This window comes from Pengzhenrongella frigida, from assembly GCF_004168625.1.
Lineage (GTDB): Bacteria > Actinomycetota > Actinomycetes > Actinomycetales > Cellulomonadaceae > Pengzhenrongella > Pengzhenrongella frigida.
In genome coordinates this window covers 24,780-47,845 of record NZ_SDWW01000036.1, presented here as the reverse complement: position 1 = coordinate 47,845, position 23,066 = coordinate 24,780, and the positions used below count along the sequence as shown (strand labels likewise).

At 72.2% G+C, this 23,066-nt stretch carries 22 protein-coding genes; 7 read left to right on the top strand and 15 right to left on the bottom strand.

All coding sequences use genetic code 11. The annotated features are described in order from the left end of the window. From EUA98_RS14215 to EUA98_RS14205, 3 genes are all read left to right on the top strand, one after another. Positions 1–927, top strand: a 927-nt coding sequence (locus tag EUA98_RS14215) for an FGGY family carbohydrate kinase (protein WP_242511535.1), incomplete at its 5' end; no start/stop codon positions are given. 35 nt (positions 928–962) lie between these two features. Then, positions 963–1,709 carry a 3-oxoacyl-ACP reductase FabG gene (fabG, locus tag EUA98_RS14210; RefSeq protein WP_130103345.1) on the top strand — a complete coding sequence of 249 codons (747 nt, stop codon included), beginning with the start codon at positions 963–965 and terminating at the stop codon, positions 1,707–1,709. A 25-nt stretch (positions 1,710–1,734) separates the two neighbouring features. Next, the gene (locus tag EUA98_RS14205; RefSeq protein ID WP_130103344.1) at positions 1,735–2,913 is read left to right on the top strand and encodes an acetyl-CoA C-acetyltransferase; all 1,179 of its coding nucleotides are present in this window, start codon (positions 1,735–1,737) and stop codon (positions 2,911–2,913) included. 96 nt (positions 2,914–3,009) lie between these two features. Here EUA98_RS14205 and EUA98_RS14200 read toward each other — a convergent pair whose 3' ends face one another. From EUA98_RS14200 to EUA98_RS14185, 4 genes are all read right to left on the bottom strand, one after another. Continuing rightward, entirely contained in the window at positions 3,010–5,841 is a 2,832-nt protein-coding gene (locus tag EUA98_RS14200) for an aconitate hydratase (RefSeq protein ID WP_130103343.1), read from the bottom strand. Between the two features lie 225 nt (positions 5,842–6,066). Then, on the bottom strand, positions 6,067–6,237 hold the full coding sequence (locus tag EUA98_RS14195) for a translation initiation factor 2 (RefSeq protein WP_242511534.1): 171 nt from the start codon (positions 6,235–6,237) through the stop codon (positions 6,067–6,069). A gap of 112 nt (positions 6,238–6,349) precedes the next feature. Beyond that, positions 6,350–7,666 (bottom strand): class I SAM-dependent RNA methyltransferase, encoded by a 1,317-nt coding sequence (locus tag EUA98_RS14190; protein ID WP_242511533.1) that lies wholly within the window; start codon positions 7,664–7,666, stop codon positions 6,350–6,352. Positions 7,667–7,706: 40 nt separating this feature from the next. Beyond that, positions 7,707–9,707: an APC family permease gene (locus EUA98_RS14185; RefSeq protein ID WP_130103341.1), complete on the bottom strand. Its 2,001-nt coding sequence runs from the start codon at positions 9,705–9,707 to the stop codon at positions 7,707–7,709. 141 nt (positions 9,708–9,848) lie between these two features. Between EUA98_RS14185 and EUA98_RS14180 the strand changes: the two genes are divergently transcribed. Further along, complete coding sequence (locus tag EUA98_RS14180; protein ID WP_130103351.1) at positions 9,849–10,496, top strand: potassium channel family protein; 648 nt, start codon at positions 9,849–9,851, stop codon at positions 10,494–10,496. Further along, positions 10,496–11,170 (top strand): potassium channel family protein, encoded by a 675-nt coding sequence (locus EUA98_RS14175; RefSeq protein ID WP_130103340.1) that lies wholly within the window; start codon positions 10,496–10,498, stop codon positions 11,168–11,170. The genes EUA98_RS14180 and EUA98_RS14175 overlap by 1 nt, the downstream gene beginning before the upstream one ends. Here the strand turns inward: EUA98_RS14175 and EUA98_RS14170 are convergent. The 4 genes from EUA98_RS14170 to dut form a co-directional block, all read right to left on the bottom strand. Next, positions 11,103–11,840: a DUF3159 domain-containing protein gene (locus tag EUA98_RS14170; RefSeq protein WP_242511532.1), complete on the bottom strand. Its 738-nt coding sequence runs from the start codon at positions 11,838–11,840 to the stop codon at positions 11,103–11,105. The genes EUA98_RS14175 and EUA98_RS14170 overlap by 68 nt on opposite strands. Next, entirely contained in the window at positions 11,833–12,198 is a 366-nt protein-coding gene (locus EUA98_RS14165) for an OB-fold nucleic acid binding domain-containing protein (protein WP_130103338.1), read from the bottom strand. Before EUA98_RS14165 ends, EUA98_RS14170 begins: the two co-directional genes overlap by 8 nt. 87 nt (positions 12,199–12,285) lie before the next feature. Next, positions 12,286–13,098, bottom strand: coding sequence for a DUF3710 domain-containing protein (locus EUA98_RS14160; protein WP_165372842.1), 813 nt, complete (start codon positions 13,096–13,098; stop codon positions 12,286–12,288). A 115-nt stretch (positions 13,099–13,213) separates the two neighbouring features. After that, on the bottom strand, positions 13,214–13,684 hold the full coding sequence (gene dut, locus EUA98_RS14155) for a dUTP diphosphatase (protein ID WP_130103337.1): 471 nt from the start codon (positions 13,682–13,684) through the stop codon (positions 13,214–13,216). 40 nt (positions 13,685–13,724) lie between these two features. Between dut and EUA98_RS14150 the strand changes: the two genes are divergently transcribed. Further along, a complete protein-coding gene (locus EUA98_RS14150) occupies positions 13,725–14,210 on the top strand; it encodes a DUF3093 domain-containing protein (RefSeq protein WP_130103336.1) in 486 nt (161 codons plus the stop codon). A gap of 38 nt (positions 14,211–14,248) precedes the next feature. On the opposite strand, the gene EUA98_RS14145 is transcribed toward EUA98_RS14150, so the two are convergent. The 3 genes from EUA98_RS14145 to EUA98_RS14135 form a co-directional block, all read right to left on the bottom strand. Then, positions 14,249–14,548, bottom strand: coding sequence for a DUF4193 domain-containing protein (locus tag EUA98_RS14145; RefSeq protein WP_130103335.1), 300 nt, complete (start codon positions 14,546–14,548; stop codon positions 14,249–14,251). 183 nt (positions 14,549–14,731) lie between these two features. Then, positions 14,732–15,526 (bottom strand): inositol monophosphatase family protein, encoded by a 795-nt coding sequence (locus tag EUA98_RS14140; protein WP_130103349.1) that lies wholly within the window; start codon positions 15,524–15,526, stop codon positions 14,732–14,734. A gap of 89 nt (positions 15,527–15,615) precedes the next feature. Next, on the bottom strand, positions 15,616–16,299 hold the full coding sequence (locus tag EUA98_RS14135; RefSeq protein ID WP_130103334.1) for a trimeric intracellular cation channel family protein: 684 nt from the start codon (positions 16,297–16,299) through the stop codon (positions 15,616–15,618). A 129-nt stretch (positions 16,300–16,428) separates the two neighbouring features. Between EUA98_RS14135 and sepH the strand changes: the two genes are divergently transcribed. Beyond that, positions 16,429–17,535: a septation protein SepH gene (gene sepH, locus EUA98_RS14130; RefSeq protein ID WP_130103333.1), complete on the top strand. Its 1,107-nt coding sequence runs from the start codon at positions 16,429–16,431 to the stop codon at positions 17,533–17,535. Positions 17,536–17,542: 7 nt separating this feature from the next. On the opposite strand, the gene EUA98_RS14125 is transcribed toward sepH, so the two are convergent. The 4 genes from EUA98_RS14125 to EUA98_RS14110 are packed head-to-tail and all read right to left on the bottom strand — an operon-like array spanning position 17,543 to position 22,943. Next, on the bottom strand, positions 17,543–18,187 hold the full coding sequence (locus EUA98_RS14125; RefSeq protein WP_130103332.1) for a thymidine kinase: 645 nt from the start codon (positions 18,185–18,187) through the stop codon (positions 17,543–17,545). 16 nt (positions 18,188–18,203) lie between these two features. Next, a complete protein-coding gene (locus tag EUA98_RS14120; protein WP_130103331.1) occupies positions 18,204–19,439 on the bottom strand; it encodes an alkaline phosphatase family protein in 1,236 nt (411 codons plus the stop codon). Further along, positions 19,436–20,011: a DUF5998 family protein gene (locus EUA98_RS14115; protein WP_130103330.1), complete on the bottom strand. Its 576-nt coding sequence runs from the start codon at positions 20,009–20,011 to the stop codon at positions 19,436–19,438. Before EUA98_RS14115 ends, EUA98_RS14120 begins: the two co-directional genes overlap by 4 nt. A gap of 40 nt (positions 20,012–20,051) precedes the next feature. After that, the gene (locus tag EUA98_RS14110) at positions 20,052–22,943 is read right to left on the bottom strand and encodes a GNAT family N-acetyltransferase (RefSeq protein ID WP_130103329.1); all 2,892 of its coding nucleotides are present in this window, start codon (positions 22,941–22,943) and stop codon (positions 20,052–20,054) included. Positions 22,944–23,066: the final 123 nt, after the last annotated feature.

Sequence of the window (23,066 nt, the reverse complement as noted above, 5' to 3'; positions counted from 1 at the left end):
ATCGCGGCGGAGATGACCATCCCGCTGTCGATGCTCCCCGAGATCCGCTCGTCGTCCGAGGTCTACGGCACCGGCCGTCGGGGCGGGCTGCTGTTCGGGGTGCCGATCGCCGGCGTCCTCGGGCACCAGCAGGCCGCGCTGTTCAGCCAGGCGTGCTTCGAGGTCGGCGACGCGAAGAACACCTACGGCACCGGCAACGACATGCTCCTCAACACCGGCGCCGTGCCGGTCATCTCGAAGCAGGGGCTGCTGACCACCGTCGCCTACAAGATCGGCGACCAGCCGGCCGTGTACGCGCTCGAGGGGACGATCGCGGTCACCGGCGCCCTGGTGCAGTGGCTGCGCGACAACCTCGAGATGATCTCGTCCGCGGCCGAGATCGAGCAGCTCGCGGCGACGGTGGAGGACAACGGTGGCGCGTACTTCGTGCCGGCGTTCTCGGGCCTCGACGCCCCGTACGACCGCGCGGACGCCCGCGGTGCGCTCGTGGGCCTGACCCGGTTCGTGAACAAGGGCCACATCGCCCGCGCGGTCCTGGAGGCCACCGCCTTCCAGACCCGCGAGGTGCTCGACGCCATGACCGCCGACTCCGGCGTGGACCTGACCGAGGTCATGGCCGACGGCGGGATGGTCGCCAACGAGGAGCTCATGCAGTTCCAGGCCGACATCCTCGGCGTCCCCGTCGTGCGCACCCGGGCGGGCGACCAGGTCGCCCTCGGTGCCGCCTACGCCGCGGGCATCGCCGTCGGGTTCTGGTCCGGCGTGCAGGACGTGATCGACCGTCGTCGCGAGGACACGCGTTGGGCGCCCATGATGGACTCGGACGAGCGTGCCCGGCAGTACCGGATGTGGAAGAAGGCGGTCACTAGGACCTTCGGCTGGGTCGACGACCCTGATCCTGCATTATTTTCGAAGTATTCCACCTGACGTACCACCGACCCCGACGAGAGAAGCGCAGCCAGATGAAGATTGAAAAGCGTATCGCCCTGATTACCGGCAGCGGCCAGGGAATCGGGAAGGCAATTGCCCTCACCTTTGCACGCGAAGGCGCCTCGATCGCTGTCAACGACATTCCCTTCAATGAGGAGAAGGCCAAGGCGACCGTCGAGGAGCTTCGCGCCCTGGGCGTCGAAGCCGAGCTCTTCCTCGCGGACGTCAGCAAGGAGGACGAGGTGACGAAGATGGTGGCCGATGTCCAGGCCCGGTTCGGCCGTCTCGACATCCTCGTCAACAACGCTGGAATCAACCGCGACGGGCTGCTCCACAAGGCCAGCGGCGAAAACTGGGCTGCCGTCGTGGCCGTCAACCTCACCGGTCCGTTCAACTGCACGAAGGCCGTGCTTCCCGGCATGCGCGCGCAGGGTTACGGTCGGATCGTGAACATGTCCTCGCTCACGGCTCGCATCGGCATCTTCGGTACCGGCTACTACGCGACCACCAAGGCCGGCCTGATCGGCCTCACCAAGGTCACCGCGGTCGAGAACGCCACCAAGGGAATCACGTGCAACGCCCTGGCGCCCGGCTACATCAACACGGACATGATGAACAAGTACCCCGCCGAGCAGAATGCAAAGCTCATTGCGACGATTCCGGTGGGCCGTTTCGCCGAGCCGACAGAGGTGGCCGACGCGGCCCTTTTCCTGGCTTCGGACTCCTCGAGCTACATCACCGGCGCGGTGCTCGACATCAACGGCGGAAGCTTCATCTAATTCTACTTGCAAGGGAGCAACACACATGAGCGACGTTGTCATCGCCAGTGCAGTTCGCACGGCCGTCGGATCGTTCGGCGGCGCCCTCGGAGAGGTCCCGGCCGTCGAGCTGGGCGCCCTCGTCATCAAGGAGGCCATCGCCCGCGCCGGCATCACGCCGGAGCAGGTCGACCAGGTCATCATGGGGAACGTCATCCAGGCGGGCCTCGGCCAGAACCCGGCCCGCCAGGCGGCCATCAAGTCCGGCATCCCCCAGGAGGTGCCGGCCTGGACGCTGAACATGGTGTGCGGCTCCGGCCTCAAGACCCTCGAGCTGGCCGCCCAGGCCATCCTCGCGGGCGACGCGGACATCGTCGTCACCGGCGGCATGGAGAACATGTCCCTGGCCCCGTACCTGCTGAACAAGGCGCGCACGGGCTACCGCATGGGTAACGCCACGATGGTCGACTCCATGATCCAGGACGGCCTCTGGGACGCGTTCAACGACATCCACATGGGCGTCACCGCGGAGAACGTCGCCGCGCAGTACGACCTCTCCCGTGAGGACCAGGACAACTACTCCGTCCAGAGCCAGAACCGGGCCGAGGCGGCCATCAAGGCCGGCAAGTTCGTCGAGGAGATCGTCCCCGTCGTCATCCCGCGCCGCAAGGGCGACCCGGTCGTCTTCGACCAGGACGAGTTCCCCCGGTTCGGCACGACCATCGAGGGCCTGAGCAAGCTCCGCGGTGCGTTCAAGAAGGACGGCACCGTCACCGCCGGCAACGCGTCCGGCATCAACGACGGCGCGGCGGCCCTGGTCGTCATGTCCAAGGCGAAGGCCCTCGAGCTCGGGATCACCCCGCTCGCGACCCTCACCTCGTGGGCCTCGGCCGGCGTGGACCCGAAGATCATGGGCACCGGCCCGATCCCGGCCAGCCGCAAGGCGCTCGCCAAGGCCGGCCTCACGATCGAGGACATGGACCTGGTCGAGGCCAACGAGGCGTTCGCCTCGCAGGTGCTCGCCGTGGCCCAGGACCTCAAGCTCGACCCGGAGAAGACGAACGTCAACGGCGGCGCGATCGCCATCGGCCACCCGGTCGGTGCGAGCGGCGCCCGGATCCTCGTCACGCTGCTGCACGAGATGAAGCGTCGGGACGCCAAGCACGGCCTGGCGACGCTCTGCATCGGTGGCGGCCAGGGAACGGCGCTCGTCGTCGAACGTTGAGACTGAGCTAGCACCACGAAGGCCCGTGGCCTCGGAGCGATCCGAGGCCACGGGCCTTCGTGCGTCCCCCGCCGGGCCGGCGGGGGGCGGGCGCCGCTAGGCGGCGACCAACGACCGCAGCACGTACTGCAGGATGCCGCCGTTGCGGTAGTAGTCCGCCTCGCCGGGGGTGTCGATCCGCAGATCGGCGTCGAACGCCACGACCGAACCGTCGGCCCGCGTGGCGCGGACCGCGACCGTCTTGGGAGTCACACCCTCGTTGAGCACCGTCACGCCCGAGATGTCGTACGTCTCGGTGCCGTCCAGGCCGAGCGAGTCGGCCGACGCGCCCGCGGGGAACTGCAGCGGCAGCACGCCCATCCCGATGAGGTTCGACCGGTGGATCCGCTCGAAGCTCTGCGTGATGACCGCGCGCACCCCGAGCAGCGAGGTGCCCTTGGCTGCCCAGTCCCGCGACGAGCCGGAGCCGTACTCCTTGCCACCGAGGATCACGAGCGGGACGTCCGCCGCCGCGTACGCGTGGGAGGCGTCGTAGATCGTGGACTGCTCGCCGGTGAGGTGGTTGAGCGTGAACCCGCCCTCGACCCCGGGGACCAGCTGGTTGCGCAGCCGGATGTTGGCGAACGTCCCGCGGATCATGACCTCGTGGTTCCCCCGGCGCGAGCCGTAGGAGTTGAAGTCCCGGCGCTGCACGCCGTGCTCGGCGAGATAGACCCCCGCCGGGCTGTCGGCCCCGATCGAACCGGCTGGGCTGATGTGGTCGGTGGTCACCGAGTCACCCAGCTTGGCCAGCACGCGTGCCCCGGCGATGTCGGTGACCGGCTCCGGCGTCGCACCCATGCCGTCGAAGTACGGGGGCTTGCGCACGTAGGTGGACTCGGGGTCCCACTGGAAGATCGAGCCCGCCGGCGTCTGGAGCCCGCGCCACCGCTCGTCGCCCGCGAAGACGTCGGCGTAGTCGGTGGTGAACATCGCGCGGTCGATCGCCGAGTCCATCGTGGACTGGACGTCTGCCGGCGTCGGCCAGATGTCACGCAGGAACACGGGTGCACCGGAGTCGGTGTGCCCCAACGGCTCGGACTCGAAGTCGAAGTCCATCGTGCCGGCGAGCGCGTAGGCGATCACCAGCGGCGGCGAGGCGAGGTAGTTCATCTTGACGTCGGGGCTGATCCGGCCCTCGAAGTTGCGGTTCCCGGACAGCACCGAGACGACCGACAGGTCGTGCTCGTTGACCACGGCGGTGATCTCCTCGGCCAGCGGGCCCGAGTTGCCGATGCACGTGCCGCAGCCGTAGCCGACGAGGTGGAACCCGAGCTTCTCCAGGTAGGGCCACAGGCCCGCCTTCTCGTAGTAGTCGGTGACGACCTTCGAGCCCGGCGCCATCGAGGTCTTGACCCACGGCTGGGCGGTCAGCCCCTTCTCGACGGCGTTCCGCGCGAGCAGCCCGGCGGCGAGCATCACCGAGGGGTTCGACGTGTTGGTGCAGGACGTGATCGACGCGATCACCACGGAGCCGTGGTCCACCTCGGTCACGGTCCCGTCGGCGAGGGTCACCGGGATCCGGCGGTGCGGGCGGTGGGCGACGTCGCCGCCGGCCACGTGCGCCGGCCCGGTGGACGTGTCGGCGTGCTCCCCCGGTGCGATCGGGTCGGACGCCGGGAACGTCTCGACGACGGCCTCGTCGAGACCGACGACCGGGGCGGGCGGCACGGAGTCGACGTAGTCCAGGATCGTCGTGGCGAACGACTCCTTGGCCTCGGACAGCGCGATCCGGTCCTGGGGCCGCTTCGGGCCGGCGATCGACGGGACGACGGTGGACAGGTCGAGCCCGAGGTACTCCGAGAACACCGGCTCGACGCTCGGGTCGTGCCACAGGCCCTGCTCCTTGGCGTACGCCTCGACCAGCGCGACCGCCGCCTCGTCCCGCCCGGTCAGGCGCAGGTAGCCGAGGGTCACGTCGTCGATCGGGAAGATCGCGCAGGTCGAGCCGAACTCGGGCGACATGTTGCCGATCGTGGCCCGGTTCGCGAGCGGGACCTGCGCGACGCCCTCGCCGTAGAACTCCACGAACTTGCCGACGACGCCGTGCGCGCGCAGCTGCTGAGTGATCGTGAGCACGACGTCGGTCGCGGTCACCCCCGGCGGGATCGCGCCGGAGAGCTTGAACCCGACCACCCGCGGGATGAGCATGGAGACCGGCTGCCCGAGCATGGCCGCCTCGGCCTCGATCCCGCCGACGCCCCAGCCGAGCACCCCGAGCCCGTTGACCATCGTGGTGTGCGAGTCGGTGCCGACGCAGGTGTCGGGGTACGCCCGCAGCACGGCGCCGTCCCCGTCGACCGCGCCAGGCACCTTGCGGGTCATGACGACCCGCGCCAGGTACTCGATGTTGACCTGGTGCACGATGCCGGTGCCCGGCGGCACGACCTTGAAGTCGTCGAACGCCGTCTGGCCCCAGCGCAGGAACTGGTAGCGCTCGTGGTTGCGCTCGTACTCGAGGGCGACGTTGCGCTCGAACGCGTCCGCGCGGCCCGCGATGTCGATCTGGACCGAGTGGTCGATGACGAGCTCGGCCGGCGCGAGCGGGTTGATCTGGTCCGGGTCGCCGCCGAGGTCGGCGACGGCCTCGCGCATCGTGGCGAGGTCGACGACGCACGGCACGCCGGTGAAGTCCTGCATGACGACCCGGCCGGGCGTGAACTGGATCTCGGTGTCCGGCTGCGCTGCCGGGTCCCAGTCCGCGAACGCCTGCACGTGGGCGGCGGTGATGTTCGCGCCGTCCTCGGTCCGCAGGAGGTTCTCGGCCAGGATCTTGAGGCTGTACGGGAGTCGTTCGAGGCCCGGGACCGCGGCGAGGCGGTAGATCTCGTAGGAGGTCGCGCCGACCTCCAGGATCCCCTTGGACCCGAACGTGTCGACGTTGCTCACAGGTGAACTCCTTCGTCTGGCGGGTGCCGACGACTAGGAGGTCGCCGGACGACGACGGGGCTCCCCTGCATGCGGAGGGGCGCCACCAAGTATCTCGACGTCAACATACATCCTAGCGTGCCGACGGGGCGCGCGGCGCCCGCTTCGGCGTGGCCAGATGGCATGCGACGGCAGCGATCGGTCGCGTCCGTCCGTGCCGATCGCTGCCGCCGCCGGACGTTCGCCCTACGTCGCGGCCTGCTCCTTGGCGAGCTCCTCGGCCATCTTGCGCTCGTGCTCCACGGCGCGTTCATGGGCCCGCGGGTCGTACTCCGGGGTCCCGGTCTTGCGCGCCTCTGCGGCAGCCACCCGACCGGCCTCGATGTACCGCTTGGCCGCCTCGCTCTGGCCAGTCACCATGCACCCCTCTCGTCCACCGGGCGGCCCCGGTCGGGACGCGCCGCACCTCGACGCTATGCCGCAGCCGCGCCGAGGGCCAGTGTCTGGTGAGGGCCGGTGTCGTCCGGGGTCAGCGGGTGAAGACGGCCACGCACTCGACGTGGTGGGTCATCGGGAACAGGTCGAACGCCCGCAGCCCCGTCAGGCCGTACCCGGCCTCCGCGAGGTACGAGACGTCCCGAGCCAGCGCCGCGGGGTCGCAGGCCACGTAGACGATCCGCTCGGGGCGAAGCTCGGCGATCGAGGTGATCACCTTGCGACCCGCACCGGCGCGGGGCGGGTCGAGCACGACGGCGTCCGCGTGGATGACGTCGGAGTCGGAGTCGATCGTCCCGGCCAGCACCTTGGCGACCTCGCCGTGGTGGAGCTCGATGTTCGGCCGGTCGTGCGAGTTGCGCCGCGCGTCGTGGACGGCGCGGGCGTCGCCCTCTACCGAGACGACCTCGCCCGTGAGCCCGACGGCGTCGGCGAGCGGGAGCGTGAACAGGCCCGCGCCGGCGTACAGGTCGAGCACCGTCGCGCCGTCGACGTCGCCGAGCCCCTCGAGAACCGCGCCCGTGAGCATGCTCGGGGCCTCGCGGTGGACCTGCCAGAAGCCGTCGGCGGTGACCCGGTAGGAGTACTCGCGCCCGCCGACGGTGAAGGTCTCCCGCACGCTGGTGCGGGCGTTGGGGCGGTTGTCCGCGCTGCCCCCGGCGAACGGCATGCCGTCCACCAGGATGATCGGGGTCTGCCCGTTGGCCGGCGCCACCGCCTCGACGTGCGAGCCGGGCCGCCACTTGCGCGTGAACAGGCCCAGGTTCGCGATCGCCTCGCTGGCGAGCGGCATGTCGGTCAGCGCGTGCACGTCGTGCGAACGGATGCCCCGCATGCCGGCCCGGCCGGCGTCGTCGACCACGAGGTCGATCCGGGTCCGCCAGCCCAGCCCGCCGCGTTCGTCGTCGCCCGGGGCCGCCTCGACGACGACCTCGCGCTCGATCTTCGCGAGCCGCTGGAGCTGCTCGGCGACCACGGTCGCCTTCCAGGCCCGCTGGGCGGGCAGCGCGACGTGGGCGAGCTCGCCGCCACCGACGCCGTCGGGCCCGGCCGCGGGCCAGGCGGACGGCACCCGGTCGGGTGAGGCCTCGAGGATGTCGATCGCGTCGGCGCGCCAGAACGTCGCGTCGTCGCCGGACTCGGTCAGCCGGGCGCGTACGCGCTCACCGGGCAGGGTGTGCCGCACGAAGACGACCCGCCCACCGGGACGGCCACCGGAGCCCGCGGCGTCGCCGTCGAGCGCGAGCCGGGCCACGCAGTGCCCGCCGTGCGCGACCGGGCCGATCTCCAGCTCGACGACGGCACCGGGTGCGACCAGGCCGGTCACCACGGGCTGACGGGTGGACCGCACGGCGCGGTCGACGGGAGCGGGAGTTACGGAGGAAGAACGGTCAGAGTCCACGCGGTACGGTACCCCGAAGGTTGTCCTCGAGCCCTGTCTGCCCCTCGGTCGAGGCGAGCTGCCACGGCACCGACGCGACCACCACGCCCGGGGTGAAGAGCAGCCGGCCCTTGAGCCGCAGGGCGCTCTGGTTGTGCAGGAGCTGCTCCCACCAGTGCCCGACGACGTACTCCGGGATGTAGACGACGACGATGTCGCGCGGGCTCTCCCGGCGGATCGACCGGACGTAGTTGATGATCGGGCGGGTGACCTCGCGGAACGGCGAGTCGAGCACCTTGAGCGGCACCGGCAGGTCCAGCGCCTCCCAGCCGATCCGCAGCGCCTCGACGTCCTCGCGGTCGACCCCGACCGTGACGGCCTCGAGCAGCTGCGGGCGCGAGGCACGGGCGTAGGCGATGGCCCGCATCGTCGGCTTGTGCAGGCGGGACACCAGCACGATGGCGTGCACCCGGCTCGGCAGCGCGCGCGTGGAGGCCGGGTCGTCACCCAGGGCGAGCTCGGCGCGCACCAGGTCGTAGTGCTTGCGGATCGCCTTCATGACGATGAAGACGGCGATCATGGCGAGGATGGCGATGTACGCGCCCAGCAGGAACTTCGTGATGAGCACGACGACGAGCACGACCGCGGTCATGCCGAACCCGATCGCGTTGATGACCCGCGACCGCTTCATCCGGCGACGCGCGGCCGGATCCGGCTCCGTGCGCAGGAACCGGCCCCAGTGCCGGACCATCCCGAGCTGGCTGAGCGTGAACGACACGAACACCCCGACGATGTACAGCTGGATCAGTCGGGTGACCTGGGCATCGAACGCCACGATGAGGGCGATCGCCGCGAGCGCGAGCGTGAGGATGCCGTTGGAGAACGCGAGCCGGTCACCGCGCGTGTGCAGCTGGCGCGGCAGGAAGCCGTCCTTGGCGAGGATCGACCCGAGCACGGGGAACCCGTTGAACGCGGTGTTGGCGGCGAGCACGAGGATCAGCCCGGTCACGGCGGACACGAAGTAGAACGCGAGCGGGAAGCCCTGGAACACCGTCTCGGCGAGCTGCCCGATCACCGGGTGCTGCACGTAGTCGGGCCCCACGGGGACGCCGTCGAGCGTGAGCTGGGAGAGGTCCTCGGCGTACCGGACCCCGGTGAGGTTCGCGAGCACGAGGATCGACAGGATCATGGTCACCGAGATGCTGCCGAGCAGGGCGAGCGTCGTGGCCGCGTTCTTGCTCTTGGGCTTCTGGAACGCCGGGACGCCGTTGCTGATCGCCTCGATCCCGGTCAGGGCCGCGCTCCCCGAGGCGAACGCCCGCAGGATGAGGAACCCGCCCGCCAGCCCGGTCAGGCCGTGCTCGAAGCCTGCCTCGTTGGCGAGGGCGAAGTTCGAGCTCTCCGCCATCGGCAGGGTGCCGAGCGCGAACCGCACGAAGCCCACCACCGCGGTCGTCCCGATCGCCAGCATGAACAGGTACACCGGGATGGCGAACGCCGTTCCGGACTCCTTGACCCCGCGCAGGTTGGCCAGGGTCAGCAGGACCACGAGGATGACCGCGAAGGTGGTCTCGTGCCCGCGCAGCGCCGGCAGCGCGCTCGCCGCGTACTGCGCACCCGAGGAGATCGACACCGCGACGGTGAGCACGTAGTCGACCAGGAGGGCGCTCGCGACGGTGACGCCGGCGTTCTTCCCCAGGTTGACCGTGGCGACCTCGTAGTCGCCACCACCGGACGGGTAGGCGTGCACGTTCTGCCGGTAGGACGCCACGACCGTGAGCATGACGATCGCGACCACGAGCCCGACCCAGGGCGAGATGGCCAGCGCGCTGACCCCCGCGAGGGACAGGGTGAGCATGATCTCGTCCGGGGAGTATGCGACGGACGACAGCGCGTCCGAGGCGAACACCGGGAGCGCGATGCGTTTGGGGAGCAACGTGTGCCCGAGGCGGTCGCTGCGGACGGGACGTCCGAGCAGCAAGCGTTTGGCAGCATCTGAGATATCCGGCACGAGAGTCAATGCTAGGCACTGGTTCGCCCTGCCGAGTGCACACCGAGCGCGTATTCGTCCGTCGGCGCCCGGTGGCAGCCGACCGGTTGCTGTTACGGCGCCCGGGACGGTATAGCGTCTCGGCCTGTGCACTTTGTCATCATGGGTTGCGGACGCGTCGGCGCGACGCTCGCGCAGAACCTCGAGCGCCAGGGCCATTCGGTCGCGATGATCGACCAGAACCCCGAGGCCTTCCGCCGGTTGGACGCCTCGTTCTCGGGTCGCAAGGTCACGGGCCTCGGCTTCGACCGGGACACGCTCGCGCAGGCGGGCATCGACGACGCGTACGCGTTCGCGGCGGTGTCCGACGGCGACAACTCCAACATCCTGGCCGCGCGGGTGGTCCGGGAGACGTTCGGCGTCGATCACGTCGTCGCGCGCATCTACGACCCCCGCCGCGCGGAGATCTACCAGCGCCTGGGCATCCCGACGGTCGCGACCGTGCGCTGGACCGCCGACCAGGTGATGCGCCGGCTGCTGCCCATGGGCGCGACCGACGAGTACCGGGACCCGTCCGGCCAGATCCGGCTCCTCCAGATGGACGTCCACCCGCAGTGGATCGGCCGCCCGTTCCGCGCGATCGAGGAGGCGACCGGTGCCCGCGTGGCGTACGTGCTGCGCTACGGCGACGGCGTGCTGCCCGCCCCCGGTGGCGTCCTGCAGGAGAACGACCTGCTCCACATGCTCGTGCGGACCGTCGACTCCGACGCCGTCGAACGCACGATGACCCGGGCCCCGGAGGTCTCCTGATGCGCGTCGTCATTGCCGGAGCCGGGTCCGTCGGCCGGTCGATCGCCCGCGAGCTCCTCGCCCACGGTCACGAGGTCACCCTCGTCGACCGCCAGCCGAGCGCCATGCGCATCGCGCAGGTCGCGGACGCCGAGTGGCTGCTCGCCGACGCGTGCGAGCTCCCGACGCTCACCGAGGCCAAGGTCGACGAGTGCGACGTCGTCGTCGCGGCGACGGGAGACGACAAGGCCAACCTGGTCATCTCGCTGCTCGCCAAGACGGAGTTCGGCGTCCCACGCACCGTGGCCCGCGTGAACAACCCGAAGAACGAGTGGATGTTCGACGAGGCCTGGGGCGTCGACGTCGCGGTGTCCACGCCGCGGATCATGACGGCGATGGTCGAGGAGGCGGTCGCCGTCGGCGACCTCGTCCGGATCTTCACGTTCCACCAGTCGGGTGCGGACATCCTCGAGCTCACCCTGCCGGTGGGCTCACCGCTCGCGGGGGTCCGCGTCGGTCAGGTGGTCTGGCCGCACGACACCGTGCTCGCCTGCGTCATCCGGGGCGACCAGCCCATCGCCCCGAGCCCGGACGACACCCTCGAGGAGGGCGACGAGCTGCTGCTGGTCACGGGCCGGGATGCGGACGAGCAGGATCTCGAGCGGCTGCTGGGGTCCGGACCAACAACCAAGTGACCCACAGGGTCAGCGCCCACAGCGGCACGCCCATGGCGAGCCGTGCGGTGCCGAGCCAGCCGACCTCGGCACCCAGGTAGAGCGGAAGCTGCACGGCGAGCCGCACACCGAACAGCGCGACCCAGCACCAGGTCGCGAGCGCGTAGCGGCTGCGGAGCGCGCGGTCCTGGCGCCAGGTGGTGCCCTCGCCGCGCAGCAGGCCGACGATCAGGCCGACGAGCGGCCAGCCGGCGACCACCGAGACGAGGCACAGCGCGAGGTACCCCGCGTTGGTCCAGAGCCCGACGACGAAGTAGTCCTCCGCCTGGCCGGACCGCGCCGCCCAGAACACGCCGATCGCGACGCCGATGGCACCGGACAGGGCCTGGGTGACCGGGGTGCGCTGGGCGAGCCGGACGATGACCGCGAGCACGGTGACCGCGGACGCGGCCACGAGCGCCGGCGTCAGCTCGCGGGCGACGAGATAGACGATCACGAAGACGAGCCCGGGGGCGATCGACTCCACGAGGCCCCGCACGCCCCCGGTGGCCTCGGCGAGGGAGAAGTCCGTCGCGGTCAGCGCACGCAGCCCACGGCCCTCTGGGGCACCTCCTGGGGTGACGTCCGTGGCCGCGACGGGCGTCGACGGCCCGGTGGCCGACGAGGCGTCCGACCCGACGGGCTCACTCACCGGGTCGGGGAAGAAGCTCGTAGCGCGGGTTGTAGATCTTCGCGCGCCCATCGGTCGCACACACGAGGCCCTCGAAGGCGCCCCGTCGACCGGGCTCGATCCCGCTGATCTCGCGGCGTCCGAGCCACACGAGGTCCACCGTCCCCGTCCCGTCGTACAGCTCAGCCTCGAGGGCGGCGACACCCTGCCGCGGCCGCAGCGTGACCGAGCGGAGCACCCCGTTCACGGTGGCCCGCTTGCGGTTGTCGAGCTGGTCGACGCAGGTGCAGCCGTCCTTCATGGACTCGAGGCGTTCGTCGTCGGCCTCGAGCTCGGCCTGCGACGCGAAGACATGGTGGAGAGCGGTGCGAAGGCTCATGGAAGGTCTCGTCTCACAAGGTTGCGGTTCATCAGGTGTAACGCGTTCATGGACGTGCGACTTCCGCTCGGTGGCGTCTGGTGGATCTCAGTGGATCTCGGTGATCTCGGGACCGCGGGGCACCAGCGGGTCCAGCACGGCGGCCGGTGCGGGCACGTCCGTCAGGACGGGTCCGGCCTGGCCCGGGAGCCGCAGCGCGAGCAGGTCGCGCGGTGCACGGGCCTGTGACCCGCGGATCACGACGATGTCGGCGAAGATCTCCTCGAGCGCCCGCGCGGCCTCGGGGTCGACTGCGGCCTTGCCCGTGAGCACGCCCCGCAGGAACCACCGCGGTCCGTCGTGCCCGATGAAACGGGCCGGCCGGTGCCCGGTGCGCCCCTCGGCGGTGCGCACGGGCAGGCGGGCGAGCAGCTCGCGGCCGAACGGCCCCGGCAGATCGTCGGCCGAACCGCCCTGCTTGGTCACCGACTCGGCGATCTCGGCCCGGATCTCGGCCCAGATCCCCTCGGTGCGGGGCGCGGCGAACGCCTGGACCTGGAGCGCCGAGCCCTGCAGGTTCAGCGCGACGGCCGTGACCTGGTTGCTGGCCTTGTCGATCTCCATCCGGAGCTCCATGCCGGGGACGCCGGGGAGCCACAGCGCCCCGAGGTCCACCCGGCGGCCGATGCCGTCGACCTCGCTCTCGTCCCACGGCCCGCCTGCACCGGGACGGGTCAGGGCGACCGCGGCGTCGTCGGCCCCGGTCGACGTGGCGAGCTCGGCCGCCTCCGGGGAGTCCGCGGCCGGGACCTCGTCGTTGTCGCTGGTGACAGCGGCTTCGTCGTCGGGCACGGCGACCTCGCCGTCAAGAACGGCGTCATCCGTGGCGCGACTGCTCGCGCCCCGTCGGAACAGACCCACGTGTGCTCTCCTTCTCGGGCCGCATCCTCCAGCGCACACCCGTTCGGGCGCGATGGGGCGCGGCACATAGGACGACAGTAATCCGGCGAACAGTAGTCCGGCGACCGAGTGGACGCTACGAGCTCGCGGCCTGCCATCCCCCGCTGGACCCGAATCCACCCTCGCCGCGGTGCGATCCCGGCAACCGCTCGGCCCGGATGAACCGCGCGCGCTCCACGCGCTGCACCACGAGCTGCGCGATCCGGTCGCCCCGGTGCAGGGTGAGGGCCTCGGTGGGATCGGTGTTCAGGAGCGTGATCTGGATCTCCCCGCGGTAGCCCGCGTCCACGGTGCCGGGGGCGTTGATGATCGTCAGGCCGTGCTTGCGCGCGAGGCCGGAGCGCGGGTGGATGAAGCCGGCATACCCGTCGGGCAGCGCGATGGCGACCCCGGTGGGCACGGTGACGCGGCCCTGGGGCGGGATCACGACGTCGATCCGGGTGACCAGATCGGCGCCGGCGTCGCCCGGGTGCGAGTACGCGGGCTCGGGCAGGTCGTCATCGAGCAGGAGCAGGAGGACCTCGAGGTCCGAATCACGGGCGGCCATGGCCGACGACTCTAGTGCCGACACCTGGGATGCTGGACCGATGACCACGACACCGCCCGGATCCGACCACCCCGCCTACGCGGAACGCCTGTGGTCGGGGCCGCTCGGCTGGACCGCCGTCGTCGTCTTCGGCCTCTTCGCCGGTCTCGCGCTCTATCCGGTGAGCCCCGTGGTCGCCGCCGTCGCCGGGGTGCTCGTGCTCGTGGTGGGGGCCGTGGTGTCCATCGTGACGGCACCGCGCGTCGCGGTCGCCGGCGGCGAGCTGCGGGCCGGTGGCGCGCACATCCCGCTCGCCCTGCTCGGCGAGGTTCGCGAGCTCACCGCCGAGCAGACCCGGGTCGAGCTCGGAACGGGCCTCGACGCGCGGGCCTACATCTGCCTGCGCGCGGGCGCGCACACGGCGGTGCGCGTGGAGGTGCGGGACGCCGCGGACTCGACCCCGTACTGGTTGGTGTCCACGCGCCACCCGGCCGCACTGGCCACGGCGGTCGTGCGCGGACGCGAAGCGGCGATCGGCCAGGGCTGAGCAGCCCGACCGACCGCCGTCGTGGAACGAGATTCAGGTCAGGCGGCGCACTCGGTGCAGACCGGCTTGCCGTTCTTCTCGTAGGCGAGCTGGCTGCGGTGGTGGACAAGGAAGCAGCTCGAGCAGGTGAACTCGTCAGCCTGGCGCGGCAGGACGCGGACCGAGAGCTCCTCGCCCGACAGGTCCGCGCCCGGGAGCTCGAACCCTTCGGCCGCTTCGGTCTCGTCCTCATCCACAACGCCGGAGCTCTTGTCCGAGCGTCGAGCCTTGAGCTCCTCGAGCGAGTCTTCGCTGAGGTCCTCCTCGGTCTTTCGAGGGGCGTCGTAGTCGGTTGCCATCTGTGTGGTCACACTCCGTGTCATATTGCGGGCGGGGGGCCTGGGTGCTCAATGCGCAACTGGCCCGAGATGTTCCCCAGGCGGCTGGATTGTGCACCATTTTCGGGCCGGTTGCACGCGAAGGCGGTGAGTCGCACGTCACAGGCGTGCGTGAGCGCGGCCGACGCCGGTCGGCCGCGGCGGTCAGGCTCCGCTCGCGGCCCCGTGCTCCTCGAGCAGCGCGACCAGTTCCAGCACGCTCGCGGGGGGCCCGGCGACGGTCATCTGCTCCCCCGCGGTCGCACCGTGCAGCCCGGTGACGACCGCACCGGCCTCCATCGCCACCAGCCCGCCGGCGGCGTGATCCCACGGTTTGAGCCCGCGCTCGTAGTACAGGTCGAGCCCGCCGGTGGCGATCGAGCACAGGTCGAGCGACGCCGCCCCGATCCGACGGATGTCGCGGACGCGCGGCAGCACCTGCGCCACCAGCTGCGCCTGCTCCGTGCGGCGCTGCAGCGTGTACGCGAAGCCGGTGCCGACGAGCGACTCGGCGAGCGGGCGCGCGGCGTTGACGTTCAGGCGCCGTCCGTCGAGGAACGCGCCGAGCCCGCGGCCGGCCGTCCAGGTGCGACCGTCCGGCACAGCGTGGACGGCGCCGGCCACGGCGGTCCAGGTGGCCGGGTCCGGCCCGCCCGCGACGACGGCGACCGACACGGCGTAGGCGGGGATGCCGTAGAGATAGTTGACCGTGCCGTCGATGGGGTCGAGCACCCACGTGAGCCCGGACGTACCGGGCCGGAACGCCCCCTCCTCGCCGAGGATCGCGTCGTCGGGCCGCAGCCGGCCGAGCGCCTCGCGCAGCAGCGCCTCGGCCGCCATGTCCATCTCCGTGACGGGGTCGGACGCGCTCGACTTCGTGGCGGCCACCAGGACCCGGTCCGGGCGCCCCTCCCGCACGAGGTCGCCGGCCTCCCGCGCGAGCCGCGCCGCGAGCTCCATCAGCACCGTGGTCGCATCGGGGTCGGGCAGCACGGTGGCCGGGAGGGCCGGGTCGGGGCGGACAGACTCGGGCACGGCGAAGGGGTGGCTCACCGTTCCATCCTGCCTGACACGTTCCGGCGCCTGGCCCCCACCTTCCGGGTCCTGGCCCCGGCGACCCAGGGACCGGGCGCCTGGAGCCGGAACCTCAGGGCGGCGACCCGCAGGGCGAACACCACCCCGACGGCCCCCAGCGCGGTGAGCGCGGTGAGGATGCCGGCCGCCCAGAGCCCGGCCGTGAGCACGGCCCCGACGACGGCCGGCACGGCGTACAGCTGGCGCTGGTGCAGCACCACCGGGACCTCCCCGATGAGCAGGTCGCGCAGGACCCCGCCGCCGATGCCCGTGATGATCCCGGCGGACACGGCGGCCACGCCGTTGAGGCCCAGCTCGAGGGCCTTGAGCGTGCCGGAGACGGCGAACAGGGCCAGGGCGCCCGCGTCGAGGACCAGGATCATCCGCCGCGCCCGCTCGAGCCGGGGGTTGAAGAAGTACATGACGGCGCCGGCCAGGCAGGCGACCGCGATGAAGCGCCAGTCGGCGATGCCGACGGGCGGGGTCGCACCGATGAGCAGGTCGCGCATCAGCCCGCCGCCGAGGCCGGCGGCCCACGCGAGGACGAGGATGCCGAAGAGGTCGAACTGCTTGCGGACGGCGGCCAGGCCGCCCGAGAGCGCCCCCACGAAGACTCCGCTGAGCTCGATCACGGGAGCGATGGCGATGTCTGGCGGCACGGCCCCAGTCTCCCACCACGGGCAGATGCGACCTGCGACACAGGAGGCGGCCACCGCGGCGCACCGCGTGGCTACCGGAGATCGGGTCGTCGAGGTGGCACCCTCTTCTTTGAGGTACGAGGAGGTCGCATGGGTGAGCTGGAGCTAGTGGGTCTGCACGAGGACGGGGAACACCTCGTCCTGATGGGCCCGGACGGTCAACGGTTCCGGCTGCGGATCGACGAGCCGCTGCGCGCCGCGGTGCGCCGCGATCGTCCGCAGCTGGAGCAGCTGCGCGCCGAGCGCGCGGGAACGCCGTCGCCGCGCGAGATCCAGACGCGCATCCGGTCCGGACGCTCGGCGCAGGACGTGGCTGACTCCGCCGGGATCGCCGTGGAGCACGTCCGCCGGTACGAGGGCCCCGTGCTCGCCGAGCGCGAGTTCATCTCGGGTCAGGCGCGCGTCACCCGGGTCGGCCGCGAGACCGGCGCGCCCGTGCTCGGCGACCTCGTCACCGACCGGCTCGCCGCTCGCGGGGTCGACGTCGACTCGATCGAGTGGGACGCCTACCGCGAAGGCAGCGGCCCGTGGACCGTCGTGGTGCGGTTCCGCGCCGGCGACGACCCGAGCGAGGCGCTGTGGTCGTTCGACACCCAGGCCCGTTCCGTGCTCGCGCTCGACGACGAGGCCCGGTGGCTCTCCGAGACCGAGCTCGCCGACGAGCCGATCCCCCGTCGCCACCTCGCCGCAGTGCGCGACGCCGTGTTCGACGTCCAGGCCGACGGCTCCGTCCGTCCGGTGCTGGCCTTCGTCGACGCACCCCTACCCGCGAGCGAACCCGAGCCGCGCGACCCCACGGACGCGTTGCTGGACGACCTGCGCACCAAGCGGGGCGTGCGGCAGCAGCTCGACCTGCCCGACGACGACGACGACGGCGAGGCCTTCGAGGGCTTCGGACCGCCGCGGGCGTTCGACTTCGGTGCGGCCAGCGAGCCGCCCGCAGCGCACCCGGCCCACTCCGATCCGACCGCGGCTCAGGACACCCATGTCCTGCCGCGACCGGCGCACGACCCGTCCCGGCCCTCCGGGCTGCGGCGGATCGAACCGGAGACTCCGGTGGCCCTGGAGCCGAACGAACCTCACCCGGACGAGCGCGAGCAAGCTGTCACCCTCTCCGAGCGCCCGCGCAGCGGCCGCCGGGGCCGGGCCAGCGTGCCGAGCTGGGACGAGATCGTGTTCGGGGCCAAGCCGGAGTAGTCGGCGCCTACAGGTCGAGGGTGAGCGTGTCGGGCGACGGGCTCGCCGCCCGGGCCGCGATCGCCGTCATGCGCCGCATGTGGTGCCGACGGCAGAGCACCTCGTAGGCGACCTCGGGGGCACTCGCGGTGTCGCCGACGACGACCTGGGCGCCCTCGACGACCATGATCCCGTTCACGGTGCGCGCGTTGTGGGTCGCCCTGGCCCCACACCAGCACAGGGCCTGGACCTGGAGCACCTCGACCCGGTCGGCCAGCTCGATCAGGCGCTGCGAGCCGGGGAACAGGCTGGTGCGGAAGTCGGCCGTGATCCCGAACGCGAAGACGTCGACCCCCATCTCGTCGACGAGCCGCGCGAGCTGCTCGACCTGGGCGGCCGAGTAGAACTGGGCTTCGTCGCAGATCAGGTAGTCGACGCGTTCGCCGTGGATCCGCCGCGCGGCCACCTCGGACCAGAAGTCGGTGTCGTCCGTGACCTCGTGCGCAGCGGTCTGCAGGCCGAGGCGAGAGGACAGCAGGTGGGTGCCCGCCCGGTCGTTCCGGGTGAAGATCACGCCACCGCGCCCGCGCGCCCGGTGGTTGTGGTCCATCTGCAGGGCGAGCGTGGACTTGCCGCTGTCCATGGTGCCGGAGAAGAAGGCCAGCTCTGCCATGCGGGGGGATCCGTCCTTAGCGTCGGTGGACCATGAGGAGCGGCACGTGCATCTCCTCGGGGGTGAACGAGCCGTGCACCCCGACGAGATCCATCGAACCGCTGGTCTGCGTGCGCGAGTCGACGACGGTCGCACGGCCGGCCATGGCGACCACCACGTCGCCGAGGACGGATCGGACGTGGTCGGACACGGGCCCGAACCAGCCGGCCCCGATCGCCTCGTCCCGGGTCGCGACGACGGCCGCGTCCCCGAGCGTCGCGCGCCAGCGCGCCGCGACCTCGTCGGCACCGCCGGGGGCGTCGGGCAGGGTGTGCACATGCAGGGCGCGGGGCTCGCCGGCGATGAGCTCGACGCCGTCGGCCAGGGCGGGGGTGCGGGCGACGTCCCAGCGCTGCGAGCGGTCGACGTCGACCATGCCGTGGTCGGCGGTGACGATCAGCAGGGTGTCCGGCGGCAGCGACCGCTCGAGCCGCGCGAGCTCGCGGTCGATCGCGGTGAGCTCGTCGCCCCACTGCCACGAGCCCCAGCCGTGGTGGTGACCGACCTTGTCGACGTCGCCCCAGTACAGGTACACGAGGGCTGGCCCCATGAGCTCGTAGACGGTGGCGTCGATCCGGTCGTCGAGCCGTTCGGCGCGGTGGTAGCCGCCGCCGCGCAGGGCGGCCTCGGTCAGGCCCGACCCGGCGAACTTGGCCGGCCCGATCGTCGTCACGGGGATCCCGGCGGCGGCCACCGACTCGAACAAGGTGGGCTCGTGCTGCCAGTCGCGGGGGTCGCCGGCACCCTGCCAGGACACGAGGTTCGCGAGGCCGCCGGTCGCGGGGTTGCGGGCGGTGTAGCCCACCATCGCGGTGCGGCCGGGACCGGTTCCCGTGCCGAAGAGCCCGATCGAGGCAGCGGTGGTCGAGGGGAACCCGGCGGTCAGCACCTGGCCGTCCGCGAGCAACGAGCGCAGGAACGGGGCGTGGCCGGACCGCTCGGAGAGGTTGCTGTGACCGAGCCCGTCGATGAGGACCACGCACGCGCGTTTCGCGTTCGGCAGGCCCAGGGTCGCGCGTGCCCGCGCTCCGGAACGCCCGTCGACCGTGACCTCGACGCCCAGCGCATCGGCGACCGCGGGCAGCACGGCACCCAACCCGGCACCGTCGTACTGCGGCGACACGAACCCCGCCCGCGCGAAACCGTCGACCTGCGTGGGCTCGAGCGGAGCGAGCGGTTCGGTCGCGACGTGGGGCGACCCGGTCGCGCTCATCGCGTCCGGGCGGAGGCAGCCGAGAGCCGGCGCGCGAAGTCCGAGGCCGCGCGAACCGCACCCGGCCCCTCGGCCTGGGCGCTGATCCGCACCACGATGTCATCGGGGGTGATCGAGCCGGTGAGCCCGTGGTCGGCCTCGCACGCGGGGTCCGGGCAGGTCGCGGGCTCGAGGTCGATCCGGGAGACCGCGCCCCAGCCGATGGCGAGGGTCAGCTCGAGCGGCACCGTGCCGGCCTTGTGCGTGGCCGGGGACTCGATCACGTGGGTCAGCGCGACGGAGCGCAGCTCGGTCAGCGGGACGGACTCGGTGGTCGCCGAGGCGCTCGACGCGGGGTGCTCGCTGTCGGCGGGGTGATCGTCCACGTGCGCGACGACGAGCCGGGTGGGCGTGAGCACCAGCACCGTCACGTGCCGTCGGACCTCGTTGGCGTCGAAGGTGGTCTCCGGGTGCACGAGGTGCGCGACGACGACCTCGTCGGCGATCGCGAGGTCGAGCACGTCCGAGACGAGTTCGGGGTAGTAGCCCGCGCGATGCAGGTCCTGGCGCAGGTCAGTGGTAGCTCCGGTCACGGGAGCATTCTCCCATCCTTGGCGGGCGGGTCCTCACGCGTCATGCCGGCAACGCACGCCGCGTGCCGTCGGCGCGGGTCGCCTCCTCGAGCTGGACCGTGACCGAGAGCACGGCGGCGCCGGTCTCCCCCACCACGACGGGGTGCAGCTCGAGGCTGCGCAGCTCCGGCAGGTCGGCCGCCATCACCGACACCCGGGCGATGACGTCCTCGAGCGCGGCGACGTCGGCCGAGGGCAGCCCGCGGTAGCCGAACAGCCGGGGCGCGGCCCGGGCCGAGCGCACCAGGTCGGCCACGTCCACGTCGGTGAGGGGCGGGATCCCGTAGGCGATGTCCCCGAGGAGGTCGACCGCGTCCCCGGCCAGCCCGAACGACACGACGGGCCCGAACAGCGGGTCCTCGGCCGAGCGCACCACGCAGGCCACCCCCGACGGCGCCATCCGCTGGACCTCGAGCGGTACCCCGGCGGCGCCGATCTGGCGGGCGCGCCCGAACAGGTGCTCGACGGCGACCCGCAGCTCGTCCGGGTCGGCGATGTCCAGCCGCACCCCCCCGAGGTCCGCCCGGTGGCGCAGCAGCGGTGAGGTGCTCTTGAGCGCCACCGGCCAGCCGAGCTCCTCGGCGGCGGCGACGGCCTCGTCGGCGGTCGCGACGATGCGCCCCGCCCACACCTCGATGCCGTAGCACGCGACGAGCTCGACGGCCACGGCCGGGGCGAGGTCCACGGGCCCGGTGCCGAGCGTGGCCGGCAGGTGCTGCCGGACGAGGGCGCGCGCCCGGGGTCGGTCGGTGCCGAGGGGTCGCACGAGCCGCCCCCGATCGACCGCGCGCCAGGCCGCGTACTGCACCACCGCACCGAGCGCGGCGACGGCCGCCTCCGGGGTCGAGTAGGCCGGCACGGTCCAGGGTCGGCTCGCGGCGGCCGCGGGTTCGGGGACGGCCGCAGAGGCCGAGTCAGAGTCCGAGTCCGAGTCCGGGTCGGGGCCGGGATCGCCGACGGCGGCGGAGCCGTCGGCAGCGACCGGGTCGCCCGCCGCGACCGGGCCGACCGGGCCGACCGCGGTGAGCGCAGCGGTCACGCCGTGCAGGCCGAGCACGCACGCGACGGTGGTGACCCCCGACCCCGCGGCGGCCGTGGCCACCGCATGAGCCAGCCGCGGCGAGGCGGCCCCGACGGTCGGGACGTGCACGGCGACGACGACGTCACAGCTCCCGTCCGCGTACAGCGCCCGGATCGCGGCGTTCAGCGCCACGTCGTCGGTGTCCTCCGTGACCATCACCACGCGACCCTCGTGGTCGAGCCCGGCGGCGGCCGCCGCCTCGGCCACGAGCGCGGCCAGCGACGACGAACCCGCCACGATCCCGACGCGATCGCCCGACGGCAGCGGCTGGTGCGCGACGAGCTGGACGATGTCGAGCATCCGGTGGGTGTTCTGCGCCCGGATCACGCCGGACTGCCGGAACATCTCCTCGAGCGTGCGCCGCGGCGAACGGGTCGCCCGGACCGCGTGCCCGGGCGGCACCACATGCCCGGACTGGCCCGCGGTCACCACGACCACGGGCTTGACGGCGGCGAGCCGGCGCGCGATCCGGGAGAACTTCCGGGGGTTCCCGATCGACTCGAGCACCATCCCGACGACCTGCGTGGCCGGGTCCTCGTGCCAGAACTGCATGAGGTCGTTGCCCGAGACGTCGGCCCGGTGGCCGGACGAGAAGAACGACGAGACCCCGAGCGCCCGGTGCTCGACGGAGGCGAGGATCGGGACCGCCATCGGCGCCGACTGGCAGAACAGCCCGATGTTCCCGGGCGGCGGCAGGCGCTCGGCGAGCGAGGCGTTGACCGGCGGCTCGACGGTGGCGGAGAAGAACCCGTAGGACGCGGGCCCCACCAGCCGCATGCCCCCGGCGTGCGCGGTCCGCACCAGCGCGCGCTGCAGGGCGAGGCCCGCCGCACCGGTCTCGGCGAACCCCGTCGACAGCACGACGATGCCGCGGATGCTGAGCGGGGCGAACTGGCGCACGACGGCGACCACCTGGCTCGCGGGGAGCGCCACCACCGCCAGATCGACGGGCCCGGGCACGTCCTCGAGCCGCGCCCAGTACCGCACGGCCCCACCCTCGTCGCCGTCGGCCGGCCGGCCCGCCCCGAGCACGTGGACGACGTCGAACCCGCCGCTCGTCACGCTCTCGAAGCCGCGCCGGAACAGCAGGTCCACCGCGGAGCCGGCGATCGCGTCGGGCTGGCCGATGAGGAGCACCGACCGGGCTCCGAGCAGACCCTGCACGCTGCGGGCCTCGGCGCGGTGCTCGCGGTCGGCCATCACCGCGAGGGACCGGTCCGTGGGGTCGATGTCGAACGAGACCGTCACGACGCCGTCGTCGACCGTCTGCGACACGTCGAAGCCCGCCTCGCGGAACACCGCGATCATGCGTCCGTTCTGCGGCAGGACCTCGGCGGTGAACCGTCGGACCCCCCGCTCGCGGGCGGCGGCGGCCAGGTGCTCGAGCAGCACCGAGCCGAGGCCGCGGCCGTGGTGAGCATCGGCGATGTTGAACGCGATCTCGGCCTCGTCCGGGCCGATCCGGTCGTACCGGCCGACGCCGATGATCTGCTCGCGCGGCCCGGCACCCGCGGGGTCGACGCCCGGGTCGGGCGGGAGATCCTGGACGATGATCAGCGCGACCCGGTCGCGGTGGTCCACGTTCGTGAACCGGGCGAGGTCACGCTCCGACAGCCGCTGCAGCGGGGCGAAGAACCGCAGGTAGGTCGAGCGTTCGGACTGCCCGACGTGGAACGCCTGCAGCGCGTCCGCGTCGGTCGGGGCGATCGGGCGCAGGTGCGCCGTCGCGCCGTCGCGCAGCACGACGTCGGCCTCCCAGTCGCCGGGGTAGGACGCGCCCAGCGCGCTGCTCACGTCGTCGGGGCCAGCCATCCGCCCAGGTTAGGCGGTCCTCGCCGCGTCCCGGGCCGTGTTCCACCCGCGACGGGGGAGAATGTCGGGGCCACGCACGCACCGCGCGCTCGGCAGGCACGACCGCACGTTCGATCACGTGAA